Below are 18,466 nucleotides of genomic sequence, written 5' to 3' on the forward strand. Positions count from 1 at the left end.
AGGGCGATCACATCGCTCCTCGTTGTAGCCCCGCACGTCAGCGGCATGCACCGCTGCGTTCCCTTCCACTTGCGGGGAGGGCTAGGGAGAGGGGTGGCGGCATCGGCGGTGCTTGTTGTTCAACCAAAATCCTGTTGGCAGACTGTCGGCACTCTGGCTCGTCTGTGCTCCCGGAGAGAATCCCTCTCCCCAACCCTCCCCCCGCAAGGGGGGAGGGAGCTCACCGCCCGTGTCATGAGATATTCCGTTCAAAGGCGCTGTGGAAACTCGCTGTGGAATTCTCTTCCCTTACCGCTGCCGTCACGCAGACGTAACAAAGCGCAGCTAGCCTGCCCCTGCGTCTGATCAGGCCCCCTGTCTCAGATCACGCGCCCCAGCGGTCCCCGTCAGTCGCCGCGTCTGACCGGGGCCGCATTTTTTTGTGCCGCATGGCTGCCAAGCGCGGGCGCCGGTCCCCCTTTCCTTGCGGGCCAGAACCGCGCGCGCCACAATGCGCCCTGCTCCCGCTCGTCCCACAGGATCGATCCATGCAAATTCGCAACTTAGGCGGCTCCGGCCTGCGGGTTTCCGCCGTCGGCCTCGGCTGCAACAATTTTGGCCAGCGCACCGACCTGGAGACTTCGCGCAAGGTGATCCACAAGGCGATCGACCTCGGCATCACCCTGTTCGATACCGCCGACATCTACGCGGGCATGGGCGGCTCCGAGACCGTTCTCGGCACCGTCCTCGGCGACCGCCGCAAGGACATCGTGCTGGCGACGAAATATGCCAAACCCATGAGCAATGACGGCACCAAGCAGGGTGCCTCACGCCGCTACATCATGTCCGCGGTCGAGGCCAGCCTGAAGCGGCTGAAGACCGATTACATCGATCTATACCAGCAGCATGAGTTCGATCCCCTGACGCCGATGGAAGAGACGCTGCGCGCGCTCGACGATCTCACCCGCCAGGGCAAGGTCCGCTACATCGGCAATTCGAACTTTCCGGCCTGGCGCATCGCGGAGGCGGAAGTGATGGCGCGGCAGATGAACGTCAACCGCTTCGTCTCCTGCCAGGACGAATACAGCCTCGTGGTGCGGGGCATCGAGAAGGATTTGCTGCCGGCCGCAACAGAATACAGGCTCGGGCTATTGCCGTTCTTCCCGCTGGCGAGCGGCCTTCTCACCGGCAAATACAAACGCGGCAGTGATGCCCCTGCCGATACCCGCTTCGCCAAGGCGCCGGTGCTGAAGGATCGCTACGTCACGGCACGCAATGAGGACATCGTCGAAAAACTCCAGGCGTTCGCGCAAGCGCGCGGCCACACCATGCTCGAACTCGCCTTCTCCTGGCTGGCCTCCCGCCCGCAAGTCGCCAGCGTCATCGCCGGCGCCACCCGCGTCGAACAGGTCGAGCAGAACGTGAGGGCGATCGGCTGGATGCTGAATGCGGAGGAACTGGCGGAGGTGGATCAGATTACGAAGTAGATTTCGGTTGCCGTCGTCCAATCCCTGCATCGGCTTCACCGCCGCGCTGTCCGGAAACACGCTCTCCGCCAACACCCGTTCCGCCAGCCCGAACTGATCCTTCAGCACGCCTTTCATCGCTGCGCGCAGATCGGTGGTCGGCGCGAGATCGCGGCCTTGATAGAGACTCGCCGGCTTCAGCCCCGGCCAGTCCGCGATAACCCGGCCGCCGTTCACTGCGCCGCCGGCGAGCAGCGCCACCGTGCCGGTGCCGTGATCCGTTCCCTGCGTGCCGTTGACGCGCGCGGTGCGGCCGAATTCGGTGGCGACGACGATCACGGTGTCGCGCCAGCGCTCACCCAGTCCTGTTTCGAACTCCGCCAGCGCGCCGTCGAGGCCGCCGAGCAGTTGCGCCAGCCGGCCGACCGGACCGCCTTCATTGGCATGCGTGTCCCAGCCGTCGAAGGCGAGCGCACCGATCCGCGGGCCGTTATCGGCCGCCATCAGCCGGGCCGCGCCGCGCGCCGCCAGCCGCATCGCCGCCACGCCGCCAGCGCCTGTTTTTGGTTTCATGTCGTCGCCCTGCGCGGCCTTGTCGAGCGCGAGGCCCTGCTTCAGGGCCGAGCCCAGCGCGGCATCGCGGTGTTGGTAGAGTTCGAGAAGCCGCATCGCGGTGTCCTCGCTGGCTTGCGGCAGCACGAGCGGCGCCCAGCCGACAGTCGGCGCCGCGCCGCGCAGCACCAGCGGCGTGGTCGGGCCGACCGCGAGCGCGCTCGTCACCCGCTCGCCCTTCGGCAGGCCTTCCAGCGCGCGGTTGAGCCAGCCGGATTGCACCCGGCCGGGGCCGGCAAAGCCGCTTTCGAGCACGTCCTGCCCGTCGAAATGTGAACGGTCGCGGTAGGGCGTCGCCACCGCATGGATCACTGCGGCCTTCTTCTCGCGATACATCCGCGAAAATTCCGGCATCGCCGGATGCAGCGAAAAGAAATTGTCAAGCGGCAGCGCGGCATTCGGCCCGCTCGATGACAACGCGATCGAACCGTGCAGGCCGGCATAATCAGGATCGCCTGTTGGCGCGACGGTGGCGAGCCCATCCAGCGCGCCGCGCAGGATCACGACCACCAGCCGCGGATCCCGGCCGTCAGCGGCGCGCGCGAACTTCGGCAAGTATGCCCATGCCGCAAAGGAGGCGCCGCCGAGCAGCACGGCACGCCGCGACGTCGACAATGATCGGATTTCCTCGCAGCAACCCATTGTCGTTTCCATTGCTGTCATCTCCTCTGGAATTCCGGCGACATCAACAACAGCGCCAGCGCCTGCTGCCGCGATTCCGCGCGCTCGACGGTCCGCCGCGTCTCGGCCGAAGCAGTGTCGGCAGCTGCGAGCTCAAGCAGGTCGCGCGGATCGACGCTCTCGGCAAGCTTCGATGCAATCTGGGTGGCGATATCGAGGCGCAGCTTCATGCCCTCCGGCGCCAGCCATGCGGCGTTGCTATCGGGAAAACCGTTCGGCCCGGCCGGCGACCATAGTGGCTGGCCAAGCGTCTTTAAGCCGCCAAGATAGAGGCTCGGATTGTTCGGAATCTGCGCCAGCAGCCGGCCGGCCGCGATCAGGAATTCGTAAGGCGAGCGGATCTTGGTGAGTGGCGTCTTCCAGGCCTCGTCGGAATCGACCAGCGCCAGCGCGAGCGCCTTCAGATCGCCGTTGGTTTTCGTGAAGACATCCGCGAGCCGCGCCACCAGCGCCGGTGGCGGATCGTCTGATACGAAATGGCGCGCGAATTTGATCGCGATGAATTTCCCGGTGGAAGGGTGACGCGCGAGATCCGCCAGCACCGCTTCGCCCTGCGCTACGGTTTCGGCGTCGTAGATCTTGCCCATCACCCGCTGCGCGCCCGGCTGGTGCGCATTGGCGTTGAACACGAAGCTGCCGGGCGCGCCGAGCTGGCCCAGCCTTCCGGCATAGGTCCAGCCCGTGATGATGTTCGCGAGCGCGGTGACGTCGTCCTGCGAATAGCCGCCGCCGACGCCGAGCGTATGCAGTTCGAGAATCTCGCGGGCGAGATTTTCATTCAGCCCGCGATTACGATTCTTGCCGGCGCGCGAATCCGGGCCCAGCGATTGCTGGTTGTCGAGGAAGAACAACATCGCCGGATGTTGCTCGACCGCCTTCAGCATATCGCCGAAGCGCCCGAGCACATGCGGCCGAATCGCCTCGCGCTCGAACGAGCCCGCCCACATCCGCGCCGGCCCGCCCTTGTTGGCGGAGATGCAGAAATGATTGGACCAGAACAGCACAAGCCGCTCGACGAATCCGCAATCGGTGATGACGGCGCGTTGCAGCCGCGCCAGCGCCTCGGCGCGAAAGGTTTTCTGGATGATGTTGAGCGGTTGCGGCGGCAGCTTTTGCGCATTGGGCTGCATCGCTTCCGCCGGTGTCATCGTGCCGGGATTTTCCGCAGGCTTGGCCTGCGGCTCCTTGGGCGCCATCTCCATGGCGATGCCGTTGAGTGACAGGTTTCGCCGCTGGCCCTTGGCCGCCGGCCGCGGCGACGCGCCTTCGCCTGTAGCCGACGGCGCGGCCGATCTGGCGGCGGCATCGCGAGCCTGCTGGATTTCGAACTGATAGTCGAACACTGCCTTGCCGAGCGCGGGCGTCGACTGCAACCCCGGCACTTCAAGCAGCGCGCCATTGGGACGGCCGAGTTCCGTCTTGACGAAGCCGCGCGGATCGGACGCGGCATTGAGAAAATCGCCCGAGGCCCCGCCGCGCGCGCCGAAACCGAAGCGATTGAGCGCAACGAGGGCGGCTTGCGGATCGCGGGCCATCGGATTTCCCTTAGGTTTTCGCGGGGCGTATAGTGGCGAACTATAACGCGCTTCGGCGTGAACCCGGGATTAATTCCGCGTCAGGATTCAGCCTCGTTGATGACAAATCGTTTGGAAAATGCGCCCACGCGGCGCCTCGCCTGCGCAGGCTGCGGCACCGAATTCGGCTGCAACCTGTCCGGCCCCTGCTGGTGCAACGACGAGGCGTTCCGGCTGCCGATGCCGATGGACGGCAGCGATTGTCTCTGCCCGGACTGCCTGCGCAAACTGGCTAACCAGCGCGCCGGTGCGGGTGCGGCGTGACCGGGAAATGGAATGTCAGCGCCGTCCTGCTCGACATGGACGGCACACTGCTCGACACCGAGCGGGTCTATTTCGACAGCCTGGTCGCAGCGCTCACCGCGCATGGCTTCACCGACGACACCGTAACGCTGTGCCAGGCGATGGTCGGCCTGCCCGGTCCGGAGTGCGAGGCCCTGCTGCATGCCCGCTACGGGGCAAACTTTCCGCTTGCGGAGGTCAGCCGTGCGTTCGTCAGCAACCGCGATGAGATTCTCGGCGCAGGCCTTCCGCTGAAGAGCGGCGCGATCGAACTCTTGGATGCGCTGCGGGCGGCTGAATGTCCGATGGCAATCGTCACCTCCTCGTCGCTGCGCACGGCGGACGAGCATCTAAAGCTCGCGGGTATCCGTCACCGTTTCGAAACGCTGCTGACCTGCGACGACGTCGCGCGCGGCAAGCCGAGTCCCGACCTCTATCTGCTCGCGGCATCGCGGTTCGGCCTGAAGCCGGAGGCTTGCGTGGCGGTGGAGGATTCCAACCACGGCGTGACCGCCGCACATGCCGCGGGCGCGATTACCATTATGGTCCCCGACATGGTGACGCCGACGGAAGAGTCGCGCGCGCGATGCGCGGCTGTGGTGCCGGATTTGAATGCCGTGCTCGAGATACTGCACGAGCGTGGGGCTTTTGGGCACCGCTCTCTCTAGCCGCCATTGCGAGGAGCAGAGATTCGTAGGGCGGGCAAAGGCGCCCTTGCGCCGTGCCCACCGAAATACGATAACGAAGATGATGGTCGGCACGCTTCGCTTTGCCCACCATCGTGTCAACGTGAGACGCTTGGCACCGTCATTGCAAGGAGCGCTTGCGATGAACCAATCCATCTATCCCCGCGCGGCGAGGTGATTGCTTCGCTGGCGCTCGTAACGATGCCGGAGAGTGTTACTCCGCGGGACCGGCAAATAGCAGCAGATTTCCGTCGGGATCTTTCACGATGAAATTGCGCGCACCCCAGGGCTCGCGCCTCAGCGTCTGGAAGAAGGTGACGCCCGCCGATTGATACGCGAGGAAGAGTTGCTTGATCTCTTCCGCTGTCGCGACCGTGAGCGAAGCGGCGAGCAACTCTTCGCGGTCCCGCAGATCGGGATCCATCGGCGGTTTGGCGACGCAGCGCAGGTTGATCCGCGCCGCGTCGCGCGCGACCTGCGCGTAGAATGGCGGCTCGCCGTATGTGAAGACGATGGTAAAGCCGAGCTTGCCTCTGAAGAAATTGCAGGACGCTTCGATATCGCCGACGAAGAGCTGCGGCTCGGCAGCGGTGATGACGGCTGAAGTGGAGTCTGCATGGTCCGACATGGTGGACAATCCTGTCTTGAGCGCCTGCCAACTTTCCAAACCATGCTGCCGCGCGACCAACTCCTGCGCATCGCTCAGGCGAAAACTGTGCGTGAGGATCTCAGGATCAGTCATCTGGCTGAAGCGGGGCAAGCCCGACCTGATCTGGGCCGCGACCGGATAGTATCGGTCACGATGCCAGCGCAGGATCAGCTTGGCCTGTTTGCGAAGGTTTTCGAAATTGCGCATGGGGGCAGCTACGGTTGACGTCGCATAGGTGGGCACTGCCCCTTCGGCCCACGGCCGATGCGCCCTACATGCAGCGGGTTCAGGATGCCGGGCCGTTTCATGGCTGTCAATCGGTGCTAGCGCCGGCTGCGCCGCTGCGCCATTGCCGCGCCAATCAGCGAAGACGCCGCCTCGCCTGCCGTTTCCATATAGCTGGGATCGCGATGCAGCAGGACGACGGCGAACGAGCCGTCGAGCAGCAGCAGGATTTGCCGCGAGAGCTGCGCGGCTTGCGCGATGCCGGCCTCCGCAAAAGTCGCGCGCAGCCATTCCTCGAACTTCTTCTTGTGCGCGGCGCCGATCCTGATCGCGGGATGTCCGGGCAGGTTGGCAAGTTCGGCGGAAGTGCGCAGGAAGCCACATCCCTTCCACTTCGGATGCCGCGCCGAGCGGGCGAGATTGCGAAAGATCGCTTCGACCTTGGCAGGCAGACCGCCCCGGGCTTCCGAAAACCATTTTCGGAACAACGCAAGATTTGGCTGATCGCGCCCGGCCAGATAGGCCGCGACCAGATCGTCCTTGCTCCTGAAATGATAGTACAGCGTGCGCTTGGTGACGCCGGCCTTCTCGGCCACGGCGTCAACGCTGACGCCTCGGATGCCGTCATTATAGAACAGCGCATTGGCCGCTGAGATGATGCGTTCGCGCGTCGGAATATCGGGTCGTGCCATCGCGCCTATGTATACTAACCAGTGAATATACACAACACAGCCGGACTTCTAGGCTATCCGCAATCAAGAACTTTGCGGAGTCTTTAAAATGTCTGATCCCATCATGCTCGAAATCAACGACGGCATCGCGCTGATCACGCTAAACCGCCCGGACAAGCTGAACGCACTGAACTACGCATTGATCGACCGTCTGATGGCGGCGCTGGATGCAATCGAGACGGATGACAGCGTGCGCGCCGTGATCCTCACCGGCGCGGGGGAGCGCGCCTTTTCCGCCGGCGCCGACATCCACGAATTTGCAGGCAGTGTCCGCCGCGGCCGCGATACCGCCGTCCGCGACTTCGTCCGGCGCGGACAGACCATGACCGCCCGGCTGGAGGCGTTCAGGAAACCGGTGATCGCAGCGGTCAACGGGCTGGCGTTCGGCGGCGGGTGCGAGATCACGGAAGCCGTGCATCTCGCCGTCGCCAGCGAGCGCGCGCGTTTCGCCAAGCCGGAAATCAATTTGGGCATGCCGCCGACCTTCGGCGGAACGCAGCGGCTGCCGCGCCTGGCCGGGCGCAAGCGCGCGCTCGAACTGTTGCTGACGGGCGATCCTTTCTCGCCGCAGCGGGCGCTGGAAATTGGCCTCATCAACATGATCGTGCCGCATTATGAATTGCTGCCCGCGGCACGCCAGCTCGCAAACCGTATCATACGGCATTCGCAGCTTGCGGTCGGCAGCATCATCACCGCGGTCACCCGCGGACTGAACACGGCCATTGCCGAAGGGCTGCAGGTCGAGAGCGAGCAGTTTGCCGCGCTGGTGCCGAGCCAAGATCTCGGCGAAAGCATCAATGCATGGATCGAACGCCGGCCGCCGCTCTATCGCGGCGGCTGACCCAAGGCCAGGATCCTGCTGCCGGCTCCCTCCGGCCGGCTAAGCGGCGTCCTTGCGATCACCGTCCGGATGTCGTCGGCCAGTTCGCGGTAATGCAAGCCGAGCCGCAGATATAGCTCGCGCTTCGCCCCATCCGCGGTCAACTTGCCGATCAATTCGCATTCGGCAGCGAGAGTCTCAAACCGCTCCAATTTGGCTTCAAGATCGGTCATGACGCGTCTCCCCTAACGGCCACCAGGGGGATCAGCTTACGCCTGCATTTTACGTCACGACTAACATCGTTATCGGATAGAACTAATTTACAGCCTCTGCGATAGCGCGGGCAGGCGCGCAATCATTGCCTGCTCATTTTGGCCAAGCGAAGCTCATCACTCGCCGGCCGCTGATGTCAGGCGTGATAGCTCTGCGATTTCCGCGCCAGGCCATCGAAGGCGTCGAGCAGCCGCTCGCGCCAGGCATAAACCGGATCGTCTTCCATCAGCAGCCTGAACGGGCTGACCACGCGCGCCCACTGGAACGCGCCGAACACGATGTAGTCCGCATAGTTTGCTGCCGCGCCGCCGAGGAACGGCTGTGTCTTCAGCGTCAGCCGCAGCGGGTCAAGCGATTTGCGAAAACCTTCGACGGCCTTGTCGCGGCCCGCCATGATCTCTTCCAGTGTCTTGCCGAAGCGCGCCTCGCGCGAGGTGCGGAAATAGGCGGCGTCCTCCGGCTTCAGGTTGAGCGGGATGTCGGCGATGATCAGCGGAAACATGCCGCCGATCACGCCGTCGCCCCACCAGTTCAGCATCCGCCCCGTGGCGCGGCCGCCCTCGCCGCCGAACAGTGACGGCCGGTCCGGATATTTGTCCTCGAGATAATTGGCGATGGTCCAGGAATCGACGACCGCGGTATCGGCGTCGAGCAGCACCGGCACTTTTTCCGATCCGTGCGGCGCGATCGCGCTCTTCTCGGTGAAGCACCACGGGATCGTCTCCGCCGACAGGCCCTTGTGCGCCAGCGCCATCCGCGTCCGCCAGCAGAACGGACTGAACGGGCGGGATGGATCGGTACCGACGAGTTCGTAGAGTTTGAGGGGCATGCCGCTATTGTGTGCGAACAGCAGCCAGCGCGCAAGCTCCCATCATTGCGAGGAGCGCAAGCGACGAAGCAATCCATCTCGCCGCAAGCGGAGGCATGGATTGCTTTGCTGTCGCTCGCAATGACGGTGGAAGCGGAATTCGCCGGCGAAAACCTCTCTGAAACGTCTGCGGTTGCGCAGCTCGGCGCCGCGCAAGCGCAGGCGGTGCCGAAACGCCTGGACCGTCGAGACGCCGTCGATCGGGGCTGATATCACCGACAAACCGCAGCAGATCGGCCATGGTGAAATCGCCAGGAGTCTGGGACGGCAGCGTCGGCTTCCAGTTCTTGCCCTTCAGCCAAAGATACGACTGGTGGTCGCCGTGGACGAGGCCGACGAACACTTCCGCCACGATCGTAGCGCCCACCGGCCCCAGCTTCTCCCCGCCGCGTTGCTCCGCCTCCTTGAGGATGTAGTATCATTGCGTCTTTGGGATGGATGTCCGGGATATGGCGGAATCCCATCTATCCGCCGGAAAGGTGGACACGCGGGCCAAGCCCGCGTCTCCACGGGTGCGTTCGCCACCCGACCTTGACCCTACCGCACCACAGCCGCGGTTTGCCCGAACAGGATTCTCCGCTCCTCCTCGGTGCGATTCACCGGCTGGCCGAAATTCGGATTGACCTCCTTCGCCTTGGCATAGGCCCGCTCGGTGGCGGGGCGGGCGCGGATGGTTTCCAGCCAGCGCTTCAGATGCGGGAAGTCGTCGATGTTCTGACTCTGGTTCTTGTAAGGCACCACCCAGGGATAGCTCGCCATGTCGGCGATCGAATAATCACCCGCGATGAATTCGCGGTCCGCGAGGCGCTTGTTGAGCACGCCGTAGAGGCGGTTGGTCTCGTTCACATAGCGATCGATGGCGTATTTGATCTTCTCCTGGGCGTAGTTGGAGAAGTGATGGTTCTGCCCGGCCATCGGGCCGAGATTGCCCATCTGCCAGAACGTCCACTGGATCGCGTCGTAGCGGCCGTAGAGATCTGCGGGGAGAAATTTTCCGGTCTTCTCGGCGAGATACAGCAGCATCGCACCCGACTCAAAGATCGAGATCGGCTTGCCCCCGCTCTTTGGCTCGTGATCGACCATCGCCGGAATCCGGTTGTTCGGCGCGATCGCCAGAAACTCCGGCTTGAACTGCTCGCCCTTGCCGATGTTGACCGGAAAAATCTTGTAAGGCAGCCCGGTCTCTTCGAGGAACATCGTGATCTTGTGGCCGTTCGGCGTGGTCCAGTAATGGAGATCGATCATGAGACGATCCTTGCTGTGCGTGATTTGTTGTTTTTCGCCAAGAAAGATGCGACTGCATGAATTTGATCGGACCAGTATCCCAAGTCAATGCAGGCCGACGGCGTAGCGCGGAAATGTGATGGCGCGGGACTAGCGTTGCGGCACGCCGATGCGGCCGTGTTCCCGCAGCAATTTTTCGCCTGATGCGGTGACGGTCACCATCAGTCCGGTTCCGGCGATGGTTTCGCGTACGACATAGCCTCGGTCGGAAGCGTCTTCCCAGATCGTCAGGCGCGGACAGGAGGTCCGCCAGGTCGCAACCACTTCCGCGTAATTCCGCGGCTCCCGGGCGATCCATTCGACGAAGTCGAGCACCAGTGGATCCGCAGCATCCGACATCAGCCCTCTCCTTCAGAACGAAGCCGCCGAGCCGCGAACCAGCAGCAGCCAGCTTCCATAGAGGATGTAATAGCCCGCCACCGTCGTGATCAGCCGATTCGCCCAGGTACGAAACTGCGCATCGCTCATCGCTTCCAGAATGCGCCGCGCCAGTGTGGTGCCGAGCATCGAGGCCACGATCGCGACCGCAGCCAGCGCCGGATCGAGCGTCGCCGCCTGGTCGATGATGCCGCCGAAATAGATCAACTTGGTGAGATGGCTGGCGACCTGGCAGGTCGCTTTGGTGGCGACCACCTCGCGGCGACCGAAATTGCCGCCGAGAAAGAACGTATCCATTAAGGGACCGGAGACGCCGGTCATCAGCATCAGGCCCATGCAGATGAAGCCGTAGGACGAGCCCTGCCAGATGCTGTCCGGATCAGGCTTGAGGTTCTTCGGCATCAGCCGCGCCATGAACGGCGTCACCCCAAGCAACAGCAAGGCAGTGGGCTTGTCTGGCACGTAGCGGGTGAGCGACCAGAGGCCGAGCGCGAGTCCGCAGCCGATCAGATAGACGAACACCGGCCGCCAGCGGATATGCGCCCGCCACAGAAAGGCGCGCCAGCCGTTGGACGCCATCTGCGTGATCGCGTGCAGCACCATCGCGGTGGGCAGCGGCATCAGCATCAACAGCACGCCGATCAGGATCATTCCGCCGGCCATGCCGAACAGGCCCGACAGGAACGCCGTCGCGACCATTAGGGCACCGAGGGCTGCAATCATCAGCGGCGTCACGCGAGGTCTCCTGCATCGGCGGTTGAAGCGCGGGGCACTGCCTCTGCTCCCTCTCCCCCTTCGCGGGGAGAGGTCGGGGTGAGGGACTGCTTCCGCGAATTCGACCGTCACCGTACCCGCGGAAGCAGCCCCTCACCCGGCGCTTCGCGCCGACCTCTCCCGCCAAAAGCGGGCGAGGTCAGAAAGAGACTGCCGGGCGATTCAACCTGAAGCTACGACGGCATCTTGTGCCCTGCTTGCGACGCTCACGCAAACCGAGTTATCTTGCCCTGGCATCAGTTTTCCTGATGGTCATGTGCGGCGGCTCTTCCCTCGACGAAGGCGTCCCGGGGGCCGCGGCGTGCCCAATTGCCTCAAGCGACTTCCACTTACTATATCGTGAGCAGGAAGGGAGCGCCGACAGTGAAATTCGCACTTGGAGCTCGCACTCGTCACGGCTTGCTTGCGCCGGCCCGATGAAGCGAATGTCTGCAATACAACCCTAAGCGCGAGGAAAACTATGACCATCGAAGAAAACAGAAACAAAAACGAAGCCGTAATCCGAGAGCTGATAGAAGGTTTTGCAAGGGCGCTAGGCGCCAAAGACGTCGACGGATGCATGTCTGTTTTTGCCCCGGAAATCGTTTCGTTCGACATCCTTCCCCCGCTGCAAGCGGTCGGTGCCGAGACGTTTGTGAAACACTGGCAGGAGTTTTTCGAATCCTATCAAGGTCCACTCTACGTCGAGTTTCCCGATGTAAGCGTCACTGCAGGCGACAACGTGGCATTCAGCTATTGCCTCCACCGGATAGTTGGAACGCTGAAGAATGGTCATCAAACTGATTTTTGGCTGCGCTGGACCGCTGGTTGGCGTAAGACCAATGGCAAATGGCTGATTGTCCACGAACAGGTTTCAGTTCCTGTTGACTTGGCAAGCGGCAGGGCCCTGCTGGATCTAAAGCCGTAACGTTCGATCATGCTGTGTGACGGCCGAGCGCGCCGCCTGTGCACCGATCATGGCGAGCCTTGCTTGTGAATGCCCAGCAAATCAAGCTATCTTGCATGACATCAGTTTTCCTGAGGGTCATGTGCGGCGGCTGCTCTTTCTCAACGGCATCAAGGCGTTCGAAGCGGCGGCGCGCACCGGCAGCTTCGCTGCGGCCGGCGCCGAGCTCAACGTTTCGGCCGCCGCTGTCAGCCGGATGGTACATCTCTTGGAAGAGCGGCTGGGGGTGGCGCTGTTCGAGCGCAAGGCCAACCGCCTCGTCACCACCGCGGCGGGCCGCGCCTACCAGAACGGGCTGACGCCGATCTTCGACGCGCTGGCGAGCCTGACCGCGCAGGTGACCGCGTCCTCAAGCGTGCGCGTGCTGACCATCGGCGTCGGTCCGACCTTTGCGATGAAGTGGCTGATTCCGCGGCTGGCGGATTTCCGGAAGGAAGAACCGGATATCGACGTCCGCATCACCACCGGCGGCGCCGCGGTGCCGTTCGGCGAGGATTGGAGCTGCGGCATCAAGCTCGGCCATGGCGAATGGCCCGGCCTGACCGCCGAGCCGTTGTTTGCCGCCGATCTGCTGCCGGTCTGCGCGCCGCGCCTTGCGAACGCGCTCAAACGTCCCGGCGATCTGAAGGGGCTGACGCTTCTCCGCGTCGCGCATTCGCCCGACGATTGGCCGTCATGGCTCGAGGCCGCCGGCACCGCCCGCATCAGCGCCCGCGGCCCGGAGTTCGAGTTTTACGGCCAGGCGCTACAGGCAGCCGTCGACGGCCTCGGCATCGCCATGGGCATCCGGCCCTATATCGACGACGACCTCGCCGCCGGCCGGCTGGTCGCGCCGTTTGCGTTAAGTGTGCCGAAAGGCATGCGCTGGTATCTGGTCTATCGCGGCTTCAGCACCGCCCAGCGCGATTTCGCCGCGTTCCGGCGCTGGATCATTCGCGCGGCAGCCGAGCCCGCCGCACGCCGCAGGGGCCACAGACATGCCGGATGAGAAGATCGAAACACTGGTGATCGGCGGCGGCCAGGCCGGCCTCGTGATGAGCCACCGCCTCAAACAGCGCGGGCTGTCGCATCTGGTGCTCGAGCGCAACCGGATCGCCGAACGCTGGCGCAGCGAACGCTGGGACGGTTTGAAATTCCAGTTTCCGAACTGGTCGGTGCGGCTGCCGGAATTTCCGTTTCCGCACAGCGACCCGGACGGATTTTCCGATACCGCCACCATCATCAAATTTATCGAGGCCTATGCTGATTTCGTCGCGCCGCCGATCCGCTGCGGTGTCACCGTAACGCGGTTGTCGCAGCGCGAGGGCGGGGGCTTTATCGCTGACACCACCGACGGCACGATCGAAGCCGCCAATGTCGTCGTCGCCACCGGTCCCTACCAGCGCAGCGCCATCCCGGACCTGTTGCGCGAACTTCCCGTGTTTCAGGTTCATGCCTCGGCTTACAGGAATCCCGAACAGCTTCCGCCCGGCGCGGTGCTGGTGGCCGGCGCCGGCGCTTCCGGCGCGCAGATCGCGGAAGAACTGCTTTACGCCGGCCGGCGCGTCTATCTCTCGGTCGGACGGCACCGCCGCCTACCGCGTCGCTACCGCAGCCGCGACCTGATCTGGTGGCTCGCCGAGATGCAGCTCGACCAGATCACGCCGGAGGAGCGCGGGCCCGCGCGCCTCGGCCCGGTCATTTCGGGCGCCTATGGCGGCCGCAGCATCGATTTCCGCGACTTCGCCGCCCGCGGCATGATTTTGCTCGGTCGTCTCAATGCCGCGGATGGCGGCGTGCTCGACATCGCGCCGGGCCTCGACAAGAGCCTTGGCGACGGCGACATGGCCTTCACCACCTTCCTCGACACCGTTGATGAATATGTGAAGCGGCGGCGCCTGGACCTGCCGGAAGAACCCGGCGCCCGCGTGACGCTTCCGGACCCTGCTTGCGTCTCCACGCCGCTCACGCGTCTCGACCTCGCCGCAGAAGGCATCTCGTCGATCATCTGGGCCACCGGCTACGGCGTCGATTTCGGCTGGATCGATATCCCGGTCCTGGACGCCCGCGGCGAAGCGGTCCACCGCAACGGCATCTCGGCCGTATCAGGCCTGTATTTCCTCGGCCTGCAATGGCTGTCGAAGATGAACTCCTCGTTCCTGTCAGGCGTCGGCGACGACGCCGTGGTGCTCGCGGATCATATTCTGGGACGGCGCTGAGAACTCTCGTGTCCCGGACGCGGCGCAGTGTGCAACACTGCGCCGCAGAGCCGGGACCTACGCCTCGCACCACACAGATGGACCCCGGAACAGCAGCGCACCGCTGGCGCACTGCGCAGCATCCGGGGAACGCCGGCCCGGGGCAACGCTCTCCAAAAAATGCCTCAGATGTGAACCCCTTCACATCCGCCTTCCCCGCGCCGTGCTCTGCTCGCGCCATGCGCAATTCCGGGGGACACGCCATGATCTATAGCGGCTTTGAAATTCAGTCGTTCGAAGCAGGGAGAGGGCTATGGCACGCCAGGATTCAGCGGGCCGACCAGGCGCCGGTGGTGATCGATGGCCTGGTGTTTCCGACACTCGAAGTCGGCTTCGCCTGGTCGGATCCGGAAGCTGCGATCGCGGATGCGAAAGCTCATATCGATCGCTTCATGCCACGGTTCACGAATCCGTAAGTGCCGTCGGCGCGCTGGCCGGCCGAATCTCGTTACCCCTCCCGAACAGACCCCCGCAGGCGACGCTGGTATTGTCGACCTGCCCGGATTGCTCGGCCGCACTCGCGGTCCTGCGCATCATCCCCGGCCGCGCCGACACCGAATACTGGACCATGCGCTGCACACGCTGCGGCGGGATTCATCTGATCGTCAAGTCAGCGCCGGTCAGAGCTGATAATGGCGACCTTCGCCTCTGAAGCGCGCGACGGTTCCGAATCCTGGTCTTGCTGACATCTGCTGACAGGCGGCACCGCGCGCTTTCGCGCGGCCATTTGCCCTTTTCTCACCGGCTGACTCGTCCCATATTCGCCGGATGGCGAAGAAACCAGACGCTCCCAAAAAATCAGGCAAAACCCCGAAATCCAAGGCGCACCGGCCCGACGTGCAACCAATCGGGCCTGCGCTGGCGGAACTGCTCAATCCCGCAATTAACCGCGGCGATGCCGGCATGGGCTCGGGCACCGGCCTGCAGCCGCCGCCGGACAATTCCTGGGACCGCCGGGCCGGCGGCGAGGCGGCAGCGCATCGCGCGCGGGCTTCGACCAAGGGAGTGAGCAGCGATGTGGCGAGGCGGGATACGTCTGGCAGCGCATCGCGGGGCTTTCCCCCACCCAACCTCGAGAGCGAGCTTCGCTCGCCTCGAGGTTGGGATGGGGGTGCCTCCACGAGTCCCAGCCTCGACGAGGCCCGCAACGCCGGCCTCAACGAATCCCCCCAAGCCAACTACGGCACCGCGGCCACGATCCCAACCCTCGACCCCGAGCTCGCGCGCCAGCTCGGCCTGCCGACCGCGGAAGACGACGAGGAAGCCCTCGCCCGCCCGCCGCGCAACAAGATGGAAGCGCTCGGCGTCAAAGCCACGGCCGACGCGCTGGAGAATCTGATCCGCGACGGCCGCCCCGAATTCCGCGGCGCCGACGGCGCGCTGAAAGTCTGGACCCCGCACCGGCCGCCGCGCCCGGAAAAATCCGAAGGCGGCGTGCGCTTCGAGATCAAGTCCGAATACGAGCCGAAGGGCGACCAGCCGACCGCGATCGCCGAACTGGTCGAAGGCATCAACCGCAACGACCGCACGCAGGTGCTGCTCGGCGTCACCGGCTCTGGCAAGACCTACACCATGGCCAAGGTGATCGAGGCAACGCAGCGTCCTGCCCTGATCCTGGCGCCGAACAAGACGCTGGCCGCCCAGCTCTATGGCGAGTTCAAGAACTTCTTCCCCGACAACGCGGTGGAGTATTTCGTTTCCTACTACGATTACTACCAGCCCGAAGCCTATGTGCCGCGCACCGACACCTACATAGAAAAGGATTCTTCGATCAACGAGCAGATCGACCGCATGCGCCATTCGGCGACGCGCGCGCTCTTGGAGCGCGACGACGTCATCATCGTCGCCTCCGTCTCCTGCATCTACGGTATCGGCTCGGTCGAGACCTACACCGCGATGACCTTTGCGCTGAAGAAGGGCGAGCGCATCGACCAGCGCCAGTTAATCGCCGATCTCGTGGCGCTGCAGTACAAGCGCACGCAGGCTGATTTCACCCGCGGCACCTTCCGCGTCCGCGGCGACGTCATCGACATCTTCCCGGCGCACTATGAAGACCGCGCCTGGCGCGTGAACCTGTTCGGCGACACCGTGGAAAATATCGAGGAGTTCGATCCGCTCACCGGCCACAAGCAGGACGATCTCGAGTTCATCAAGATCTACGCCAACTCGCACTATGTGACACCGCGGCCGACGCTGGTGCAGGCGATCAAGTCGATCAAGAGCGAGTTGAAGCTGCGACTCGACGAGCTCAACAACCAGGGTCGCCTGTTGGAAGCGCAGCGGCTGGAGCAGCGCACCACCTTCGATCTCGAAATGATGGAGGCGACCGGAAGCTGCGCCGGCATCGAGAACTATTCGCGCTATCTCACCGGCCGCCGCCCCGGCGAGCCGCCGCCGACGCTGTTTGAATACGTGCCCGATAACGCGCTCGTCTTTGCCGACGAAAGCCACGTCACCGTGCCGCAGATCGGCGGCATGTTCCGCGGCGATTTTCGGCGTAAGGCGACGCTCGCCGAATACGGTTTTAGGCTGCCCTCCTGCATGGACAACCGTCCGCTGCGGTTCGAGGAATGGGACATGATGCGCCCGCAGACGGTCGCGGTCTCCGCGACGCCGAGCGGCTGGGAGCTGAACGAAAGCGGCGGCGTGTTCGTCGAGCAGGTGATCCGGCCCACCGGCCTGATCGATCCGCCGGTCGACATCCGTCCGGCGCGCACACAAGTAGACGATCTCGTCGGCGAAGTCCGCGCGACGGCTGCCGCCGGCTATCGCTCGCTGATCACGGTGCTGACAAAACGCATGGCGGAAGACCTCACCGAATATCTGCACGAACAGGGCATCCGCGTGCGCTATATGCACAGCGATATCGATACCATTGAGCGCATCGAAATCATCCGCGACCTTCGCCTCGGCGCATTCGACGCGCTGGTCGGCATCAACCTGTTGCGCGAGGGCCTCGACATTCCCGAATGCGCGCTGGTCGCGATCCTCGACGCCGACAAGGAAGGCTTTTTGCGCAGCGAGACCTCGCTGATCCAGACCATCGGCCGCGCCGCGCGCAACGTCGACGGCAAGGTGATCCTTTACGCCGACCAGATGACTGGCTCGATGGAGCGGGCCATCGCCGAAACCAACCGCCGCCGCGAAAAGCAGGTCGAGTACAACACGGCCAACGGCATCACGCCGGAGAGCGTGAAGAAATCGATCGGCGACATTCTCAACTCCGTCTACGAACGCGACCACGTGCTGGTCGAAATCGGCGACGGCGGCATGGCCGACGACGTGATCAGCATCGGCCACAATTTCGAAGCCGTCCTGAACGACCTCGAAACAAGAATGCGCGAAGCCGCCGCCGACCTGAACTTCGAGGAAGCCGCCAGACTCCGCGACGAGGTCAAGCGCCTCCGCGCGACGGAAATGGCCGTGGTCGACGACCCCACCGCCAAACAGCGCGCCGTGCAAGGCAAGGCGGGGGCTTATGCCGGGACAAAGAAATACGGCGAGGCAGCGAACCTGCCGACATCAGCGATGAAGAAGCGCGGCGCCTCTTCACCCTCCCCTGGAGGGGGAGGGTCGACCGCCGCAGGCGGTCGGGGTGGGGTGAGCCGCAGTGGCGGTCCTTCCACCTCCAAAATCCACAAGCCCCATCTCGACGAAATGCACGGCCCCGAGTCCCTGCCCTACCGCCCCGCCAGCGCCAAACCGCGCAAGCCCGAGATCGCCAGCGGCAGCAAAATCTTCCAGCCCACCGACTCGCGGCAGTCAGGGCCGGAATTCGGGCCGGCGCCGCGATCCAGCGGCGGTGCGCCGGGGCACCGGGGCGGGTGGAAGAAGAGATAGAAAGTTCCGGCGTCAACGGCCGTCGTTGAGAGCGCAGCGACTCGTCCGCCGTAGCTCGAAAAGCGAAGGCGGAAGCAAGCCCTCTCACCGGAACCGGGCGCATGGATTGCTTGGTCGTTAGGTTCCTCGCAATAGCACAACATCCGCCTCCTGATACAAGG

At 64.1% G+C, this 18,466-nt stretch carries 19 protein-coding genes and 1 pseudogene; 11 read left to right on the forward strand and 9 right to left on the reverse strand.

Annotated elements, in window-relative coordinates; all coding sequences use genetic code 11:
* Nucleotides 1–527 precede the first annotated feature (527 nt).
* Nucleotides 528–1,466: an aldo/keto reductase gene (locus tag HCN58_RS22320; protein ID WP_171581539.1), complete on the forward strand. Its 939-nt coding sequence runs from the start codon at nucleotides 528–530 to the stop codon at nucleotides 1,464–1,466.
* 18 nt (nucleotides 1,467–1,484) lie between these two features.
* Here HCN58_RS22320 and HCN58_RS22325 read toward each other — a convergent pair.
* Together HCN58_RS22325 and HCN58_RS22330 are read right to left on the reverse strand one after the other, a co-directional pair.
* Nucleotides 1,485–2,699 (reverse strand): annotated as a pseudogene (locus HCN58_RS22325) (DUF1501 domain-containing protein); the annotation flags it as partial.
* A 17-nt stretch (nucleotides 2,700–2,716) separates the two neighbouring features.
* A complete protein-coding gene (locus HCN58_RS22330) occupies nucleotides 2,717–4,273 on the reverse strand; it encodes a DUF1800 domain-containing protein (RefSeq protein WP_171581540.1) in 1,557 nt (518 codons plus the stop codon).
* A gap of 99 nt (nucleotides 4,274–4,372) precedes the next feature.
* Between HCN58_RS22330 and HCN58_RS22335 the strand changes: the two genes are divergently transcribed.
* Together HCN58_RS22335 and HCN58_RS22340 are read left to right on the forward strand one after the other, a co-directional pair.
* Entirely contained in the window at nucleotides 4,373–4,576 is a 204-nt protein-coding gene (locus tag HCN58_RS22335; RefSeq protein WP_171581541.1) for a cysteine-rich CWC family protein, read from the forward strand.
* Nucleotides 4,573–5,262 carry an HAD family hydrolase gene (locus tag HCN58_RS22340; protein ID WP_171581542.1) on the forward strand — a complete coding sequence of 230 codons (690 nt, stop codon included), beginning with the start codon at nucleotides 4,573–4,575 and terminating at the stop codon, nucleotides 5,260–5,262. Before HCN58_RS22335 ends, HCN58_RS22340 begins: the two co-directional genes overlap by 4 nt.
* A gap of 232 nt (nucleotides 5,263–5,494) precedes the next feature.
* On the opposite strand, the gene HCN58_RS22345 is transcribed toward HCN58_RS22340, so the two are convergent.
* Both HCN58_RS22345 and HCN58_RS22350 read right to left on the reverse strand, forming a co-directional pair.
* Complete coding sequence (locus HCN58_RS22345; protein WP_171581543.1) at nucleotides 5,495–6,136, reverse strand: VOC family protein; 642 nt, start codon at nucleotides 6,134–6,136, stop codon at nucleotides 5,495–5,497.
* A gap of 116 nt (nucleotides 6,137–6,252) precedes the next feature.
* A complete protein-coding gene (locus HCN58_RS22350) occupies nucleotides 6,253–6,846 on the reverse strand; it encodes a TetR/AcrR family transcriptional regulator (protein ID WP_171581544.1) in 594 nt (197 codons plus the stop codon).
* Nucleotides 6,847–6,934: 88 nt separating this feature from the next.
* Between HCN58_RS22350 and HCN58_RS22355 the strand changes: the two genes are divergently transcribed.
* On the forward strand, nucleotides 6,935–7,726 hold the full coding sequence (locus HCN58_RS22355) for a crotonase/enoyl-CoA hydratase family protein (RefSeq protein ID WP_171581545.1): 792 nt from the start codon (nucleotides 6,935–6,937) through the stop codon (nucleotides 7,724–7,726).
* Here the strand turns inward: HCN58_RS22355 and HCN58_RS22360 are convergent.
* A complete protein-coding gene (locus tag HCN58_RS22360; protein ID WP_171581216.1) occupies nucleotides 7,711–7,938 on the reverse strand; it encodes a hypothetical protein in 228 nt (75 codons plus the stop codon). The genes HCN58_RS22355 and HCN58_RS22360 overlap by 16 nt on opposite strands.
* A 176-nt stretch (nucleotides 7,939–8,114) precedes the next feature.
* Nucleotides 8,115–8,807, reverse strand: a complete 693-nt coding sequence (locus HCN58_RS22365; protein ID WP_171581546.1) for a glutathione S-transferase family protein — start codon at nucleotides 8,805–8,807, stop codon at nucleotides 8,115–8,117.
* A 105-nt stretch (nucleotides 8,808–8,912) separates the two neighbouring features.
* Here HCN58_RS22365 and HCN58_RS22370 point away from each other — a divergent pair, with 105 nt between their 5' ends.
* The gene (locus tag HCN58_RS22370; protein ID WP_171581547.1) at nucleotides 8,913–9,056 is read left to right on the forward strand and encodes a hypothetical protein; all 144 of its coding nucleotides are present in this window, start codon (nucleotides 8,913–8,915) and stop codon (nucleotides 9,054–9,056) included.
* Between the two features lie 327 nt (nucleotides 9,057–9,383).
* Here the strand turns inward: HCN58_RS22370 and HCN58_RS22375 are convergent, their stop codons facing one another.
* From HCN58_RS22375 to HCN58_RS22385, 3 genes are all read right to left on the reverse strand, one after another.
* Nucleotides 9,384–10,091, reverse strand: a complete 708-nt coding sequence (locus tag HCN58_RS22375; RefSeq protein WP_171581548.1) for a glutathione binding-like protein — start codon at nucleotides 10,089–10,091, stop codon at nucleotides 9,384–9,386.
* Between the two features lie 129 nt (nucleotides 10,092–10,220).
* Nucleotides 10,221–10,469 carry a hypothetical protein gene (locus HCN58_RS22380; protein WP_171581549.1) on the reverse strand — a complete coding sequence of 83 codons (249 nt, stop codon included), beginning with the start codon at nucleotides 10,467–10,469 and terminating at the stop codon, nucleotides 10,221–10,223.
* Nucleotides 10,470–10,481: 12 nt separating this feature from the next.
* Entirely contained in the window at nucleotides 10,482–11,243 is a 762-nt protein-coding gene (locus HCN58_RS22385; RefSeq protein ID WP_171581550.1) for a TSUP family transporter, read from the reverse strand.
* Between the two features lie 499 nt (nucleotides 11,244–11,742).
* Between HCN58_RS22385 and HCN58_RS22390 the strand changes: the two genes are divergently transcribed.
* The 6 genes from HCN58_RS22390 (at nucleotide 11,743) to uvrB (ending at nucleotide 18,305) form a co-directional block, all read left to right on the forward strand.
* Nucleotides 11,743–12,189, forward strand: coding sequence for a YybH family protein (locus tag HCN58_RS22390; RefSeq protein ID WP_171581551.1), 447 nt, complete (start codon nucleotides 11,743–11,745; stop codon nucleotides 12,187–12,189).
* 121 nt (nucleotides 12,190–12,310) lie between these two features.
* Nucleotides 12,311–13,216: a LysR substrate-binding domain-containing protein gene (locus tag HCN58_RS22395; RefSeq protein WP_171581552.1), complete on the forward strand. Its 906-nt coding sequence runs from the start codon at nucleotides 12,311–12,313 to the stop codon at nucleotides 13,214–13,216.
* On the forward strand, nucleotides 13,206–14,426 hold the full coding sequence (locus HCN58_RS22400; protein ID WP_171581553.1) for an NAD(P)-binding domain-containing protein: 1,221 nt from the start codon (nucleotides 13,206–13,208) through the stop codon (nucleotides 14,424–14,426). The genes HCN58_RS22395 and HCN58_RS22400 overlap by 11 nt, the downstream gene beginning before the upstream one ends.
* A gap of 242 nt (nucleotides 14,427–14,668) precedes the next feature.
* The gene (locus HCN58_RS22405) at nucleotides 14,669–14,881 is read left to right on the forward strand and encodes a hypothetical protein (protein ID WP_171581554.1); all 213 of its coding nucleotides are present in this window, start codon (nucleotides 14,669–14,671) and stop codon (nucleotides 14,879–14,881) included.
* A 71-nt stretch (nucleotides 14,882–14,952) separates the two neighbouring features.
* Nucleotides 14,953–15,117: a hypothetical protein gene (locus HCN58_RS22410; RefSeq protein WP_235983794.1), complete on the forward strand. Its 165-nt coding sequence runs from the start codon at nucleotides 14,953–14,955 to the stop codon at nucleotides 15,115–15,117.
* Between the two features lie 116 nt (nucleotides 15,118–15,233).
* The gene (uvrB, locus tag HCN58_RS22415; RefSeq protein ID WP_171581555.1) at nucleotides 15,234–18,305 is read left to right on the forward strand and encodes an excinuclease ABC subunit UvrB; all 3,072 of its coding nucleotides are present in this window, start codon (nucleotides 15,234–15,236) and stop codon (nucleotides 18,303–18,305) included.
* Nucleotides 18,306–18,466: the final 161 nt, after the last annotated feature.

The organism is Bradyrhizobium australiense, from assembly GCF_013114825.1.
GTDB lineage: Bacteria > Pseudomonadota > Alphaproteobacteria > Rhizobiales > Xanthobacteraceae > Bradyrhizobium > Bradyrhizobium australiense.

What these genes read in the sequence shown, in the direction of transcription:
- HCN58_RS22320 (WP_171581539.1), top strand. Translation starts at nt 528, where the DNA reads ATGCAAATTCGCAACTTAGGCGGCTCCGGCCTGCGGGTTTCCGCCGTC.
- HCN58_RS22330 (WP_171581540.1), bottom strand. Translation starts at nt 4,273, where the DNA reads ATGGCCCGCGATCCGCAAGCCGCCCTCGTTGCGCTCAATCGCTTCGGT.
- HCN58_RS22335 (WP_171581541.1), top strand. Translation starts at nt 4,373, where the DNA reads ATGACAAATCGTTTGGAAAATGCGCCCACGCGGCGCCTCGCCTGCGCA.
- HCN58_RS22345 (WP_171581543.1), bottom strand. Translation starts at nt 6,136, where the DNA reads ATGCGCAATTTCGAAAACCTTCGCAAACAGGCCAAGCTGATCCTGCGC.
- HCN58_RS22350 (WP_171581544.1), bottom strand. Translation starts at nt 6,846, where the DNA reads ATGGCACGACCCGATATTCCGACGCGCGAACGCATCATCTCAGCGGCC.
- HCN58_RS22355 (WP_171581545.1), top strand. Translation starts at nt 6,935, where the DNA reads ATGTCTGATCCCATCATGCTCGAAATCAACGACGGCATCGCGCTGATC.
- HCN58_RS22360 (WP_171581216.1), bottom strand. Translation starts at nt 7,938, where the DNA reads ATGACCGATCTTGAAGCCAAATTGGAGCGGTTTGAGACTCTCGCTGCC.
- HCN58_RS22365 (WP_171581546.1), bottom strand. Translation starts at nt 8,807, where the DNA reads ATGCCCCTCAAACTCTACGAACTCGTCGGTACCGATCCATCCCGCCCG.
- HCN58_RS22375 (WP_171581548.1), bottom strand. Translation starts at nt 10,091, where the DNA reads ATGATCGATCTCCATTACTGGACCACGCCGAACGGCCACAAGATCACG.
- HCN58_RS22380 (WP_171581549.1), bottom strand. Translation starts at nt 10,469, where the DNA reads ATGTCGGATGCTGCGGATCCACTGGTGCTCGACTTCGTCGAATGGATC.
- HCN58_RS22390 (WP_171581551.1), top strand. Translation starts at nt 11,743, where the DNA reads ATGACCATCGAAGAAAACAGAAACAAAAACGAAGCCGTAATCCGAGAG.
- HCN58_RS22400 (WP_171581553.1), top strand. Translation starts at nt 13,206, where the DNA reads ATGCCGGATGAGAAGATCGAAACACTGGTGATCGGCGGCGGCCAGGCC.
- HCN58_RS22405 (WP_171581554.1), top strand. Translation starts at nt 14,669, where the DNA reads ATGATCTATAGCGGCTTTGAAATTCAGTCGTTCGAAGCAGGGAGAGGG.
- uvrB (WP_171581555.1), top strand. Translation starts at nt 15,234, where the DNA reads ATGGCGAAGAAACCAGACGCTCCCAAAAAATCAGGCAAAACCCCGAAA.